Genomic DNA, 13,813 nt, shown 5'->3' with positions numbered 1-13,813 from the left:
AGTCGGCCCGCGCAGCGGGCTGACTGCCCACCGCATCGGCCGAATCGACACGGGATGCCGAGATCGGCGCTGAAGTCGGGGTGTCCGGTAAGGGTTGCGTAGAGCCGGTGGTGTCTCGGCGAGCTCGCAGTCACAGCTCGGCCGTGGGCAGCCAGGTGGTTTGGATCAGGTCCTCGCTTGCGCGGGTGCCGTAGGTACCGCGGCCCGGGGGCATGGGAGCGGGGCGGGTGTTGCCGAAGAGGGTGCCCTCGTCGCGGCTGCAGCTCATGATCAGGGATGCGGAGTTGAGTTCCTTGAGGCGGTTGAGGGTGGCCTCGTACATGGCACGGCCGGCGCCGCCGGAGCGGCGGGCCAGGATGAGGTGGAAGCCGAGGTCGCGGGCGTGGGCCAGGTGGTCGACCAGGGCGTGCAGCGGGTTGCCGCCGGCAGTGGCGACCAGGTCGTAGTCGTCGACGAGGACGTAGAGTTCCGGGCCGCGCCACCAGGACCGGTCCTTGAGCTGCTGCGGGGTCACCTCGGGGCCGGGCATGCGCTGGGTGACGTACGCGGCCAGGTCGGCCATGTTCTGGGTGAACTGCGGGGCGGTGGTGCCGTAGCCGGCGAGATAGCCCTGTGGCACGGTGCCGAGCATGGTCCGGCGGTAGTCGCCCATGATGATGCGCGCCTGATCGGTGGTATTGGACGCGCAGATGGACTGCGCCAGCGCGCGCAGCAGGGTGGTCTTGCCGCACTCGGAATCGCCGATGACGACGAAATGCTGGCTTGCCGCCAGATCCAGATACACCGGGGCCAGCCCGGATTCATTGATGCCGAGCGGAAAGCGCAGGCACGGCTGGGTGTTATCCGCCTCGGCGGGCCAGTCCCCCACCAGCCGCAGCAGTTCCGCGCGCGGCAGTCGGTCGGGCAGCATGCGCACTGCTGGTGCCCGACGTCCCGGGGTGAACTGGCCGATGCCCGAAACAGCTTGCGCTACACCGGTTCCCAGCGTCGCCGGATCCGGGTCGCCGTCCACGCGCGGCAGCGCGGTCAGCATGTGCAGCCCGTCGGCGGTCATGCCGCGGCCCGGGCGGCCCATGGGCACCAGCGCCGCGAACTTGCGCCCCAGGTCGGAGTCCATGGGGTCGCCGAGCCGCAGTTCGACGCGGGTGCCGATCTGATCCTTGAGCGCGGGCCGCGCCTCGGCCCAGCGGTTCAGCGACATCACCACGTGCACGCCGTACGAAAGTCCCTGCACCGCAAGGTTCATGACGGTCTGATCCAGCAGTTCGAACTCCTGCCGGAACGCGCCGTACCCGTCGATCACCAGGAACACATCGCCGAACGGATCCTCGTGCACGCCCGCGGCGGTGGGACCGGTTCCCTGGTCGGTGGCGCGATCACCGGTCCCCGGGTCGGCGCGCAACCGCCGGAACTCGGCCATGGACTCCACACCGAGCCGCCGGAAGGTGGCCTCGCGGCGGCGCACGATGCCCACCATCTCGGCCACGGTGCGCCGCACCCGGTCCTCCTCCATGCGGCTGGCGACCGCACCCACGTGCGGCAGCCCCTCCAGGCCGACCATGGTGCCGCCACCGAAGTCCAGCAGGTAGAACTGCACCTGTTCGGCGGTGTGAGTCAAGGACATCGCCATGACCAGCGCGCGCAGCGCGGTCGACTTCCCCGACTGCGGGCCGCCGACGATCGCCGCATTGCCGCGCGATCCGGACAGGTCCACCACCATGGGGTCGCGGCGCTGATCGTAGGGCCGGTCGACGATGCCGATCGGGGCGCGCAGGGCCGCAATGGGATTCCAGTCCCCGGTGAGGATCGAGCGCGGCAGCAGCTGATCCAGCGTGGATGCCGCGCCGAGCGGCGGCAGCCAGATCTCGTGGGCCGGACAACCGTGGCCGCGTACCCGCGACACCAGCATCTGCAGGTTGGAGATCTGATCCGCGTCGGCGGGTGCCGTCATCGGTTCCGGCAGGTCGGGCAGCGGAATCCGGTCGGCGGCACGGAAGTCCACGCGGCCCGCGGTGAACGGGCGTGCGGTCACATCGACGTCGCCGGACCGGGTGGCCACCGCGGCATCGCGTCGTGACCCGCCGCCGGCACAGGGTCCGGAGACATAGGCGGACTGGAACCGCTGAATCTCCCCGGAATCGGATTTCAGGTAGCCGCCGCCGGGATTATTGGGCAGGTTGTAGGCATCCGGCACGCCCAGCACCTGCCGGGATTCATTGGCGGAGAACGTCTTCAGGCCGATCCGGTAGGACAGATGACTTTCCAGCCCCTTGAGCCGCCCTTCCTCCAGCCGCTGTGAAGCCAGCAGCAGATGCACATGCAGCGAGCGACCCAGCCGGCCGATCATGGTGAACAGTTCCGCGAAATCCGGATGCTGCGAGAGCAATTCGGAGAACTCGTCGAGCACCACGAACAGCGCGGGCAGCGGATCCAGATCCGCGCCCGCCGCCCGCGCCTTCTCGTACTCGGAGACATTGGCGAAATTGCCCGCCGCGCGCAGCAGTTCCTGGCGGCGGTTCATCTCGCCGGCCAGCGCGTCGCGCATGCGGTCGACCAGATCGGCCTCCTCCTCCAGATTGGTGATGATGGCCGCGACATGCGCCACCCCCTCCAGCCCGAGGAAGGTCGCGCCGCCCTTGAAGTCCACCAGCACGAAGTTCAGCTGATCCGGCGAGTGCGTGGCGATGAGCGAAAGTACCAGCGTCCGAAGGAATTCCGACTTACCCGACCCGGTAGCGCCGATACACAGCCCGTGCGGCCCCATACCGCCCTCGGCCGCCTCCTTGATGTCGAGCACCACCGGCAGCCCGTCGGCCCCGACACCGAAGGGCACCCGCAGCCGCTCCCGGCCGTAGCGCGGCCTCCACGCCGTCTCGGGGGTGAAGGCGCCGATATCGCCCAGGCCCAGCAGCTGCGACCAGCTCGAGCTGACCTCACCCTCCTCGCCGGTGGTCTCGGCGGTGCGCGCGACGGCGGCCCGATACGGCGCGAGCCGGCGCGCGGCCTGCTCGGCCTCGCGAGCGGTGATGCGGTCGACCACGGCGAAGCGCTCCATCGCTCCGGAAGCTCCGCGTCCGGCGCACTCGCCGTTCTCGACGACCATCTGAATGCCCCGGGAGCCGGCCAGCCGCGGCGCGTACCCGCACAGGTCGATGACCGTCACGCCCTCGAAACCGTGCTCCCGCAGGGGATCTTCTTCGGCTTCGAGTAGTCCGCCGTCCACCACCAGCACGATCTGGGTCAGGCTCGGATTGGGCGGCTGATTGCGGGAGTACCGAACCCGGTTGTGCAGCAGTGGATTCAGATCGGCATGCGCCTCACGGATGGAGCCGTACACCATGCGCCCGCTGCCGACGCCGTCCTCGGATTCGGGGTGCTGGGCGTGGGGCAGCCACTTGGTCCATTCCCATTCGCGGACGGTGTCCGGTCCGCAGACCACGGCGATCAGTACCTGGTCGGGGCCCTGGAACATGGCCAGCTGCAACAGTATGGCGCGGGCCATGTCGCGAGCCTGGGAGCGGTCGCCGGTGAGCTGAACGGCGGCGAAACCCTTGACGGCGAGGGCGGTGGGCAGATCGGGCACGGTGGAGTGGGTGCGCACGAAGCGCCGCAGCGAGACCGCGGCAATGGGTTCGAGCTCCTCGACGGGCCCAGTTTCCGGGGCGACCAGTCTCGTAGCAAGCCTTTGGCTACCGAGCCCGATGCGGGCGTGACAGAAATCCTTGTCCCCCGGCCGGCGCTCCCACATCCGCGTGGTCCCCGCCAGCATCCAGATCAGCCCGGGCTCCGGATGACTCCACTCCACGGCCGCCCGCTGCTGCGCGGCCGTCTCCTCCACATCCCGGCGGACCTGGTCCAGATAGCGCAGATAGTCCTTGCGATCCTCGTCGGCCTCGGCCGCCCTCTGTCCCTTGCCACCCTGCCCCGCATACATCCCGACCATGGAGAACACCATCATCATCGGGAACATCAGGCTCATCGGATTGGCGGCGAGACCACTCCCGGAGGTGATCATGAGCGCGACCATTCCGAGCATGCCCACGCCCATCACCACCGGCATGAGCTTGGTGAAGAGATTGGCCGGAACCGTCCGCGGAATCTCCGGCGGCGGTTGCAGGGTCACCTCGCCGCCGGGCGAGCGGGGCATCACCCGGCGCGGCCGGCGCTGGAACCGTACGGTGCTCATCGCGGAAAGTCCCCCACGAATTCGAATTGAATTGCGGCTCAGTGTACGAACGGCAACCATCATGCCGTACAGTGCGGGCGTGGCGCAGTCGCGGACCGATCACCTCAAGGAACTCCGCGGCACGGTCCGCGCGCCCGATCTGGCGCGAGTCACCGTTCTGGCCAAGCACACTCAGGTCGACATGGCCATTCCCGTCGATGTGCCGGTGGCACTGGTCATCCCGAGCGTGGTCGACATGGTCGATCAGCACAATCGCGTCAATGACTTCGACCACGACGGCGAACCGTTCGAGCCGCACGAGTGGGTGCTGGCCCGTGTCGGGCAGCCGCCCTTCTCCAACTCCCTGAGCCTGGCCGAGCAGGGCGTGCGCGACGGGGAACTGCTCATGCTGGAGAGCGCCGAACACATCGCGCCCACACCGCTTTTCGACGACATCATGGACGATGTCGCCATCGCCGACGCCGACCACTTCCGCGGCTGGACGCCGCGCACGGCCCGGCTGACCGGATCGGCGCTGGCGGTGGCCATCATGCTGACCGGCTGCCTCGGCCTGCTGGCCGCGCCCGCCGCCTTTCCCGGCTGGGTGAGCGCCATCGTGGCCACCGTCGTCACCCTGCTGCTGGTCACCGCGAGCACGGTGCTCAGCCGCGTGTACCGCGACCGCGCGAGCGCGCTGGTGCTGGGCGGCTGCGCACTGCCCACTGCATTCAGCGCGGGCCTGCTGTTCGTGCCGAGCCACTACGGCTGGGCCAACGCGTTATTGGGCGCGGTCTTGACCGGGGCCACCGCGATGCTGGCCTGGCGGCTGAGCGGCGTGGGGCTGGGCCTGTTCATCGGCGCGACCGCGCTGGCGGTCTTCGCCATCCCCGCGACGCTGGTGGGCCTGCTGACGGATCTGCCCGTGCACGCCATCGGCGCCGCCGCGGCGGCGCTGGGCCTGGCCGGATTGTCCCTGGCCCCAAGGCTTTCCATGCTGCTGGCCAAGCTGCCGCTGCCGCCCGTCCCCGCACCCGGCACCCCGATCGACCCCACCGAGGACGACCCCGACGACCATCGCGCCCTGCCCACCATGGAGGTCTTGCGGGCGAAATCCGAACGGGCGCGCGACTATCTGGCCGGATTGGTCGCGGCGACCACCGCGGTGGTGGTGGTTGGGGCGGTCGCCGCCGTGAATCCGAACGCCGGCACCCCGTACTGGCCGGGCCTGGCCCTCGCGCTGGTATGCGCCGTGGTGCTGATGTTCCGCAGCCGCACCTATGCGGGCGCGGAACAAGCCGTGGTCCTGATCGCGGGCGGCACCGCCATCGTGCTGCTGGTGCTCCTCGGCGCGGCCCTCACCCAGCGACAGCCACTCACGATTTTCGGTGTGGCACTGGTGCTGTTCACCGCGGCGCTGGTCCTCGGCATCATCGTGCCCCGCCGGCAGGCGACCCCGCCCGTGCGGCGGGCGGTGGAACTGCTCGAGTACGGCTTCGTGGCAGCCGTGGTGCCGCTCGCCTTCTGGGTGACCGATCTCTACGCCCTCGTACGCGGACTGTGATCGTCGGCGGCCATGCCGGATAAAGCACTGAGCGCCAACGGTTCCCGCGATCGCGCGGCGGCTCCCGGCGTGCGGGGATTGCGGGTCGCGGCGGCCTCGGCGGTCCTGGCGCTCGGTGCGGCAGTCGGAACGGGAGCCGGGCCGGGTGTCGCGGTCGCGGACCGGCCGCCGCCCATCGACGCGGGCCTACTGCCTCCCGGCGGTCCGGCCGTGCCGCCGACCGAGACCGAACACCCCGCGAACTCGCCGTGCTCCAGCACCCAGGCGGGCGGTGGCGGGCCGACCATTCCGCCCGCCCAGCGCACCCTCGACCTCCCCGATGCGTGGCAATTCTCCCGGGGCGCAGGGCAATTGGTGGCAGTAATCGATACCGGGGTGTCCCCGCACCCGCGACTGCCCGGCCTGATTCCCGGCGGCGACTATGTGGCCGCGGGTGGCGACGGCACCGAGGACTGCGACGCCCACGGCACCATCGTGGCGGGCCTGATCGCTGCTTCCGAGGTCGGCGGCCAGGGCTTCGCCGGGGTCGCGCCCGAGGCGCGGATCATGACCGTCCGCCAGACCAGCGCGCTGTACCAAACCAAGGGCGCGGGCCGGGAGAAGGGCCCCGACGATATGCCCGACGGCTACGGCAAGATCTCCGCGCTCGCCGCGGCGCTGCGCCGGGCCGCCGACGCGGGCGCGCGGGTCATCAATATCTCCCTGGTCGCCTGCCCCACCACCGAGCCCGCCAGCGCGGAAATGGGCGCGGAAATGGGCGCGCTGGGCGCGGCGGTGCAGTACGCGGCCGTCGAGAAGGACGTGGTCATCGTGGCTTCGGCGGGCAATACCGATACCTGCAAGGCGAGCAATCCGGGCCTGGATCCCCTGCACCCTGCCGACGATCCGTGGGATCACGTCACGTCGTATGTGGTGCCGGCCTGGTGGGACGCCTATGTGCTGTCGGTCGGCTCGGTGGACGCCTTCGGTCAGCCGTCGAAGTTCACCGTCCCCGGGCCGTGGGTGGGGGTGGCCGCGCCGGGCGAGAACATCGTCTCGCTGGATCCCCGCAACACCGGGCTCACCACGGCCAAGGTGACCAATCAGGGCCAGGTCGTCCCCTACAGCGGAACGAGTTTCGCCGCACCGCAGGTCTCGGGCGTGGCCGCGCTGGTGCGGGCCCGCTACCCGGATATGCGCGCCGCCGAGGTCATCGAGCGCATCGAGGCTACCGCGCACGCGCCGGGCGAGGGCTGGAATCCGGCCATCGGTTACGGCACAGTCGATCCCGTGGCTGCGCTCACCGCCCAGGTGCGAAACAGCCTGCCACCCAAGCGTCCCGCCGGGCCGCGGAATCGGCAGCTCGCCCCGCCCACGCCGCCGCCCGCACCCGACCGCACACCGCGCAATGTCGCCCTGATCGGCACCGGCGTCGTCGCACTGCTGCTGGTGCTCGGCTTTCTGGCCTCGTTCCCGCTGCGCCGCTGGTTCGGCGTGCGCGATACCGACGCCTGACTCGGTGAGACCGCGGCCTGAGCTCAGTTCCCGTTCGGCGCTGGGGTTTTCACCGGCTCCCTGGCGGGATTCGGATCGGCCGCGACCCCGTCGTGGGCGACCATGGCCGCTTCCCGGCTGAGAGTCGGTCCGGGCGCGAGCAATCCGAGAATCTGCCATGGCACCGATTCCGGCCGCACCCGCTCCGGATCCATGCCCAGTGCCTCGGCGGAATCCAGATTCTTGATCCCGAACCGCACTCCATAGTCGGACACGAAGAACAGGCTGTCGTGGCGCTGGCTGTCCGGCTCGATACCGGTGGACTGCACGTACGCCCCCGAGCCCGGGGTCATATAGAAGCTGTCCACATTCGGGCCGCTGCCGTCGGCCTGCGCCAGCGGAACCAGCCTGGCGCGGTCGGGAATCGGGACCGCGTGCCCGGTGAGCACGGCCAGCTCGGCGTGCCTGCTGCCATCGGATGCATCGGCGGAACCAACCGGTTTCCACGAGAGGCAGTCGACGGGCTGGTCCTTGCCGTCCACCAGGACCGGAGCCCGGTCCGGATACTTCGACACCTGCAGCGCCGAGGAGACCGGCGCGCCGGTGCGGTCGGCCTGCGCGATGTAGTCGTCGGCGGCGCCGGCTCGGTGGGCATTCCGGATGATGTCGGCGGTCAGCACCGAGACCGGCTGCAGGCCGTCGGGCAGCACCACGTAGTACTTGCCGTCGGTCCGCACCTGCACCACATCGCCGATCCGGTGGTCGCCGAGCGGGTAATCCGGTGCGGCGCCGACATTCTCGATGCGCGGCGGAACCAGCGGCGGCACTTCGGGAATCGCGTTCAGCAATCCGTCGCTGATCGGGCGCGGGGTCCGGCCGCGCAGATCGAGGGCATCGACCACGGCCCGATCGTCCAGATCGATCCGGGCGCGCCGATCGTCGTAGATCAGGTAGGTGTGGTCCCGGCCCTGCACCAGCAGCGCCGTGCCGGACGCCATGGGAGATGCCTTGTCCGCCCGGCCCGTATCGCCGGCCAGCACCGAGGTGGTGAGAGAGCGGCTGCCGTCATTGGACAGCATGTCGCACACCATCCAGCTGCGACCGTCGCCGCCGGTGAAGTTCAAGGAGGTCGGCGCTCCCGGTATGCCGATCAGCTGCCCGCGCGGCTTCTCGGCCAGCTCGGACTCCTGCACGGTCGCGGGCTTGACCGCGTCGCCGGCGGCCAGCCGCGCCGAGGCCAGGTTCAGCGCCGGATGGACCACATTGCCGAGCACCACGTAGACCGCGCCGGAGTCCTTGCCTATGAGGATCTTGTTGGACCCGATCCGGTCCTGCGGCCGCAGCAGAGCCAACACTCCGCAACCCGCCAGCGCGACACACGCGAGGACGAGTCCGGCGGCGTACGCCCGCGACTGTGAACGCATGGGATCGTGCAGCATTCGCACGTCCCGGCGAACCAGGGCGTGCTCCATACGACGGACCAGGAAGCGATAGCCGCTCACCTGCCATCGGGTCGTGGGTTTCGAAGGCATTCAAGTCCCCGGCGAGTCGGTGCATTCGCCGAACACAGTACATTGACAAGGACATTCATTCGTACTCGGCCGCCGCGCGGGCGCACTCGGGCAGCGCGCGCGGCCGATATCGGGGAGCCGGGGACCGACGATGACGATCGAATCCGGGGAGACGGCGACGCGGCCTTTGCTCGGCCGGATCTCCCTCGCGAACCTGATCTGGGCCCAGGTTGCCGGACTGGTCGTTCTGGTCCTCGGCATACCGTGCGGGCTGACATGGTGGGGCGCACTCACTCTCGGCATAGTGGTCGGTCTGGTTCTTCTGTTACCCCTTGGCAAACGCGCCGTTTCCGACTGGATCGCCACCGGCGGCCGCTTCCGCACCCGGCGCGGCCACCCGCCCGCCGACCTCATCGATTTCCTCGCCCCCGACGGGCGCTCGCTCGGGCTCTACCTCGACGACCACCGCGTGGTGGCGGTCGTCGAGGTGCTCGCGCCCAGGGGCGGACTGACCCGGCTCGGGCGCCGCACCGTGCAGTCCACCCACCTGCTGCCACTGCCGGAACTCGCGAAAAGCCTGAGCCGGCACGACATTCTGCTGTCCGGCATCGACATCGTCTCGCACGGCTTCCGCAGCCGCTCCGGCACACCCGCGGGCGCGATCTACGACACCCTGCTCGGCCCGCTGCCCGCCACCGCGCACCGCACGGTATGGCTGGCCATCGCCTTCGACCCGATCGCCTGCCCCGAGGCCGCAGCCCGGCGCGGCGGCGGGCTGACCGGCGCGTGCCGGGCGGTCACCATCGCCACCCAGCGCATCATGCGCACCCTCGAGGACGCCGACTGCTCGGCCCGGCTGCTCACCGCGCCCGAGATCCGGCAGGCCGCCTTGCAGGTCACCGCGGGCGTCGATCCGGGCGCGCTCACCCAGCGCTGGCGCTACGCCGAACTCGGCAACGGCGTGAACATCGGTGCTGCCGTGGATCCCCGGCAGCTGGCCTCCGATCTGCTCGCCCAGCTGTGGGTGCCCGCCTCACGCGGCACCACGGTGGCCGTGCGGCTGCGCCCGGGCCGCTGCGCCGACACGGTGCGCATCGGCGCGGCCTGGCGGCTCACCGCCCGGGAGCTGCCCGTGGAACCGGTGCAGCAGCACATGATCTCCATGAACGGCCGCCACCGGGAGGGGCTGCTCGCGCATCTCCCCTTCGCCGTACCGGGCCTGGACGACACCGTGCCCACCGAGATCCGCGACATCGCCGGCATCGAGGCCCTGCAGCTGCCCTCCGCCGGATGCGGCCAGCTGCTCGGCTCCGACGACGACGGCAACGGCGTCGCCATCCGCCTTGTCGGGCAGGGTATTTCGAGCGTCCATCTGGCGGGGGAGCTCTATCTCGCCCAGCAGATCGTCTTCCGCGCCCTGGCCGTCGGCGAACGCATCCTCATCCGCACCGACCGCCCCGAGGCCTGGCAGCAGCTGGTCACCACCATCGGCAATCCCGAACGCCTCACCGTAGCCGTCGAAACCCACCAATCCGACGCCGATTTCACCGCGACCCTGGTGGACGGTGTCCTGGCCCCCGCGCCCCACGCCGGCGTCACCACCATCTACCTCACCGGAGACCCGCTCGGCTGGCCCGGCACCAGACCCGACCTGTCCATCCACCAGCCCACCGCCGCCGGCAACCGGATCGTCCTGCGCACCGGAACCACCGAGGTGCCCCTGACCCTGGTCTCCATCCCCCGCGAGTCCACCTACATCGGACAGCCCCGCGCCGCCGGCGCGCTCGCGCGCTAGCTGCCCGGATACGGATCCGCGGCACGGGCGGTGCGCAACGCCGCCGCCCACCAGGCGAGCTGCCGCAGCATGCGATCGGCGGCGTCGATGGCCGCGCCGTCCCGGGTCTCGCCCTCGGCGTCGAACTTGCGTTTGGCCTCATGGAAACTCACGGTCTCGCGGATGGAGACCATATGGATCTCGGCGACCACCTGCCGCAGCTGTTCGACCGCGCGCAACCCGCCCGACAGACCGCCATAGCTGACGAAACCGATGGGCTTGCCGCGCCATTCGCGCTTGACGCTGTCGAATGCGGTCTTCAGCGAGGCCGGGTAGCCGTGGTTGTACTCGGAGGTGACGGCCACGAACGCATCCGCGGCCCCGATCCGCTGCCGGAACGCCTGCACCTCGGGGGAATCCGTGAGGTTCAGCGGTAGCGGGGTGTCGAGGAGGTCGATGACGCCCACCTCGAAATCCGCGTCGGCGCGGGCGCGGCGCAGGAACCAGTCCGCGACCACCGGCGCGAACCGCTGGGGACGCACACTGGCGATGATGACCTCGAGCCGCAGCGGGGTGTCCATGCCGGGAGCCTATCGGCTGGGCGGTCAGCGCCGCCCGATCCCGCGCGCGGCATAGTCTGCCAGCCCCTTGGCGGGCTCGGTGCGCGCGGTGAAATCCAGCGCGTGCCGGGCTCTTTCCGGATGCGCGACGATATGGCGGATATCGGTGACGCGGCACTGCCCCGTCACCACCGGGGTCGGCCCGTCCACCGCCTTGGCCATGGCCGAGGCCACCTCCCACAGCGTGAGCGGCCGCCCCGAGGCGATGTTCAACGGCACGAAACCGGGCAGCCGGCGTTCCACGGCCGCAACGGTGGCCACCGCCGCGTCCCGCACATGCACGAAATCCCGCACCTGACCGCCGTCTTCGAACACCTGCGGCGGGCGGCCCGCCACCAGTTCGGCCCGAAAGCGCGCCACCACACCGGATTCCGCCGACCGCACCCTGCGGCCGTCCGCCACCGGTTCGCCATAGAGCTGGTGATACCGCAGCACCGCGGCATCCCCGCCGGTATTGGCAACCCACGCCAGCGCGTAGTGCTCCTGCGCGACTTTGCTTGCCGCATAGGCGCTCCGGGGCCGCAGCGGTGCGTCCTCCCCCATCGGCTCCCAGGTCAGCACCTCCCCCGACCGCGGCGCGCGATGATCGAACAATCCCCGATCCAGGTCACCGCGCCGCCGCAGACCCGGATAGAACGGCCCGCTGCGCACGCCCCGATACCGGCCCTCGCCGTACACGGCCACCGAGGACCCGAGCACCAGCCGCGGCACCCCCGCCCGCTCCATGGCGGCCAGCAGGACGGCCGTGCCCACGTCATTGTGCGCACCGTAGAGCGCAGCCCAGCGCATGCCCTCCGCGCCCGGCCGCGCCGCGCCGGCCCGGTCGGCGCCGAGCGGGGCGCGCACGCACGAACCGGCGCCGTGGGCGGCATCGTCGCGGCCGCGCTGCCCGTCCATCGAGGCGCGGCGCAGATGCGGAACGTCCTGAGGGGCCGCGAGATTCGAGGAGTCGGCGGGCACCAGCTCGATCGCGCCCCGCAGCTGCGGCAGCGGCACCGCCGCCGCCAGGTGGCAGACCACGTCGATATCGGCGAGCAGGGGTTCGAGCGCGTCCTGATCACGGACATCGAGGCGGGAAACATCCTCGGGGCCAGCGGCATTCGCACCGTGCACGCTCTCGAGCAGCGCATCGATCGCGACGACCTCGTGACCGGCCGCCAGCAGAGCGCGGTGCACATGGGAGCCCAGATAGCCCGCCGCGCCGGTCAGCAGGACGCGCAGGGGACCGGAACCGCCCGCATTCATGGATCCAGCCTAGGCGAGCGGGCGGAAATAGCCACATCCAGCGAAATCTGTAACCCGACTACCTATTTGTTCATGGGCATTCCGGAAAGACCACCGATCCTGCGGATGCCGCCACGAGCAGGTGCAACGGCGCACCTCGGGGCACAACGCGGTGCCCCGGTCGCTCGGGCGGCGATCCGAGCCGGGAGTCGATCAGGGCAGCTCGAAGGGCAGCTGCACGCCGGTGCCCGTCAGCACGCGGCACTTGTCGCAGGTGTCGTCGCCATCGACGGCGGCGACGGCGCGGCGCACCAGCGCCTTGAACGGCACCAGGTTGCGCTCGAACTCGGCGAAGACGGCCGCGGCGCTGACGCCCTCACCGGTCTCCAGGCCCGCGTCCAGGTCGGTCACGAGAGCGATTGCGGCGTAGCACATTTCGAGCTCACGGGCGAGCACGGCCTCCGGGTGCCCGGTCATGTTGACCAGCGCCCAGCCCTGCCCGGCGTACCAGCGGCTCTCGGCGCGGGTGGAGAAGCGCGGGCCCTCCACCACGACCATGGTGCCGTGATCGTGCGCGGGCAGCTCGTCGCCCAGGGCGCCGATCGCCGCCGAACGCAGCTCCTCGCAGTACGGGTCCGCGAAGGCCACGTGCACCCCGCCGGTGTCGTAGAAGGTCTGGGCGCGACCGGAGGTGCGGTCGACCAGCTGGTCCGGCACCGACACGGTGCCCGGGCCCCAGTCGGCGCGCAGACTGCCGACCGCGCACGGGCCGAAGATGCGGCGCACGCCCAGCGAACGCAGGGCCCACACATTGGCTCGGTAGGGCACGGTGTGCGGCGAGAACTCGTGTTTGCGGCCGTGCCGCGGCAGGAACGCCACCGCCCGCCCCTCCACCTGACCGATGGTGATGGGCGCGCTGGGCGCGCCGTAGGGGGTTTCGACCTCGACCGTGGTCGCATCATCGCCGAAGAAGTCGTAGAACCCGCTGCCTCCAATGATGGCGAGCGTTGCCCGTGGATCCTCACTCATGCCCACGATTCTCGCGCATGCGCGCACGAGTGGTGGGACCAGGGCAAACCATGTACCCTAGGGGGGTATTAACGCCCGGGAGTGAGGACAGCGCAGGTGACCAACGACAAGACCGCGACCACAGACCCGGCTGCGCCCGCCGAAGCCGCCGAGGCCTGCCACGACCACGCCACCCACGGCTACATCACCGCCAAGGACGACTACCTCAAGCGCCTGCGCCGCATCGAAGGCCAGGCCCGCGGCCTGCAGCGCATGGTCGACGAGGAGAAGTACTGCATCGACATCCTCACCCAGGTCTCGGCCATGACCAAGGCCCTGCAGGCCGTCGCCATGGGCCTGCTCGAGGATCACATCAGCCACTGCGTGGTCGACGCGGCCGTCGCCGGCGGCCCCGAGGCCGAGGCCAAGATCAAGGAAGCCACCGACGCCATCGCCCGCCTGGTGCGGAGCTAGCCC

Annotated in this window: 9 protein-coding genes; 4 read left to right on the top strand and 5 right to left on the bottom strand. The window is 70.5% G+C overall.

All coding sequences use genetic code 11. The annotated features are described in order from the left end of the window. Window positions 1-130 precede the first annotated feature (130 nt). The gene (gene eccCa, locus ACFXHE_RS10140; RefSeq protein ID WP_379381743.1) at window positions 131-4,186 is read right to left on the bottom strand and encodes a type VII secretion protein EccCa; all 4,056 of its coding nucleotides are present in this window, start codon (window positions 4,184-4,186) and stop codon (window positions 131-133) included. 79 nt (window positions 4,187-4,265) lie between these two features. On the opposite strand from eccCa, the gene eccD reads away from it, so the two are divergent. Both eccD and mycP read left to right on the top strand, forming a co-directional pair. Next, window positions 4,266-5,726: a type VII secretion integral membrane protein EccD gene (gene eccD / locus ACFXHE_RS10135; protein WP_379381741.1), complete on the top strand. Its 1,461-nt coding sequence runs from the start codon at window positions 4,266-4,268 to the stop codon at window positions 5,724-5,726. Between the two features lie 12 nt (window positions 5,727-5,738). Beyond that, a complete protein-coding gene (gene mycP, locus ACFXHE_RS10130; RefSeq protein ID WP_379381739.1) occupies window positions 5,739-7,220 on the top strand; it encodes a type VII secretion-associated serine protease mycosin in 1,482 nt (493 codons plus the stop codon). A 23-nt stretch (window positions 7,221-7,243) separates the two neighbouring features. Here mycP and eccB read toward each other — a convergent pair whose 3' ends face one another. After that, the gene (eccB, locus tag ACFXHE_RS10125; protein ID WP_379381737.1) at window positions 7,244-8,731 is read right to left on the bottom strand and encodes a type VII secretion protein EccB; all 1,488 of its coding nucleotides are present in this window, start codon (window positions 8,729-8,731) and stop codon (window positions 7,244-7,246) included. Between the two features lie 130 nt (window positions 8,732-8,861). Here eccB and eccE point away from each other — a divergent pair, with 130 nt between their 5' ends. Then, window positions 8,862-10,505, top strand: a complete 1,644-nt coding sequence (eccE, locus tag ACFXHE_RS10120) for a type VII secretion protein EccE (protein WP_379381735.1) — start codon at window positions 8,862-8,864, stop codon at window positions 10,503-10,505. Here eccE and ACFXHE_RS10115 read toward each other — a convergent pair. From ACFXHE_RS10115 to ACFXHE_RS10105, 3 genes are all read right to left on the bottom strand, one after another. Next, complete coding sequence (locus ACFXHE_RS10115) at window positions 10,502-11,065, bottom strand: NADPH-dependent FMN reductase (RefSeq protein ID WP_379381733.1); 564 nt, start codon at window positions 11,063-11,065, stop codon at window positions 10,502-10,504. The two genes, eccE and ACFXHE_RS10115, sit on opposite strands and share 4 nt — an antisense overlap. A 24-nt stretch (window positions 11,066-11,089) precedes the next feature. Continuing rightward, a complete protein-coding gene (locus ACFXHE_RS10110) occupies window positions 11,090-12,349 on the bottom strand; it encodes an NAD-dependent epimerase/dehydratase family protein (RefSeq protein ID WP_379381732.1) in 1,260 nt (419 codons plus the stop codon). A 192-nt stretch (window positions 12,350-12,541) separates the two neighbouring features. Beyond that, window positions 12,542-13,357 carry an S-methyl-5'-thioadenosine phosphorylase gene (locus ACFXHE_RS10105; RefSeq protein ID WP_379381730.1) on the bottom strand — a complete coding sequence of 272 codons (816 nt, stop codon included), beginning with the start codon at window positions 13,355-13,357 and terminating at the stop codon, window positions 12,542-12,544. A gap of 183 nt (window positions 13,358-13,540) precedes the next feature. Between ACFXHE_RS10105 and ACFXHE_RS10100 the strand changes: the two genes are divergently transcribed. After that, window positions 13,541-13,810, top strand: coding sequence for a metal-sensitive transcriptional regulator (locus ACFXHE_RS10100; protein WP_379382092.1), 270 nt, complete (start codon window positions 13,541-13,543; stop codon window positions 13,808-13,810). The last annotated feature ends 3 nt before the right edge of the window (window positions 13,811-13,813 follow it).

This window comes from Nocardia sp. NPDC059229, assembly GCF_042754165.1.
In the GTDB taxonomy this organism is placed as follows: Bacteria; Actinomycetota; Actinomycetes; order Mycobacteriales; family Mycobacteriaceae; genus Nocardia.
The sequence above is the reverse complement of the archived record's forward strand: the minus strand, read 5'-3'. Positions and strand labels throughout refer to the sequence as shown.

What these genes read in the sequence shown, in the direction of transcription:
- eccE (WP_379381735.1), top strand. Translation starts at nt 8,862, where the DNA reads ATGACGATCGAATCCGGGGAGACGGCGACGCGGCCTTTGCTCGGCCGG.
- eccB (WP_379381737.1), bottom strand. Translation starts at nt 8,731, where the DNA reads ATGCCTTCGAAACCCACGACCCGATGGCAGGTGAGCGGCTATCGCTTC.
- ACFXHE_RS10110 (WP_379381732.1), bottom strand. Translation starts at nt 12,349, where the DNA reads ATGAATGCGGGCGGTTCCGGTCCCCTGCGCGTCCTGCTGACCGGCGCG.
- ACFXHE_RS10105 (WP_379381730.1), bottom strand. Translation starts at nt 13,357, where the DNA reads ATGAGTGAGGATCCACGGGCAACGCTCGCCATCATTGGAGGCAGCGGG.
- eccCa (WP_379381743.1), bottom strand. Translation starts at nt 4,186, where the DNA reads ATGAGCACCGTACGGTTCCAGCGCCGGCCGCGCCGGGTGATGCCCCGC.
- mycP (WP_379381739.1), top strand. Translation starts at nt 5,739, where the DNA reads ATGCCGGATAAAGCACTGAGCGCCAACGGTTCCCGCGATCGCGCGGCG.
- ACFXHE_RS10115 (WP_379381733.1), bottom strand. Translation starts at nt 11,065, where the DNA reads ATGGACACCCCGCTGCGGCTCGAGGTCATCATCGCCAGTGTGCGTCCC.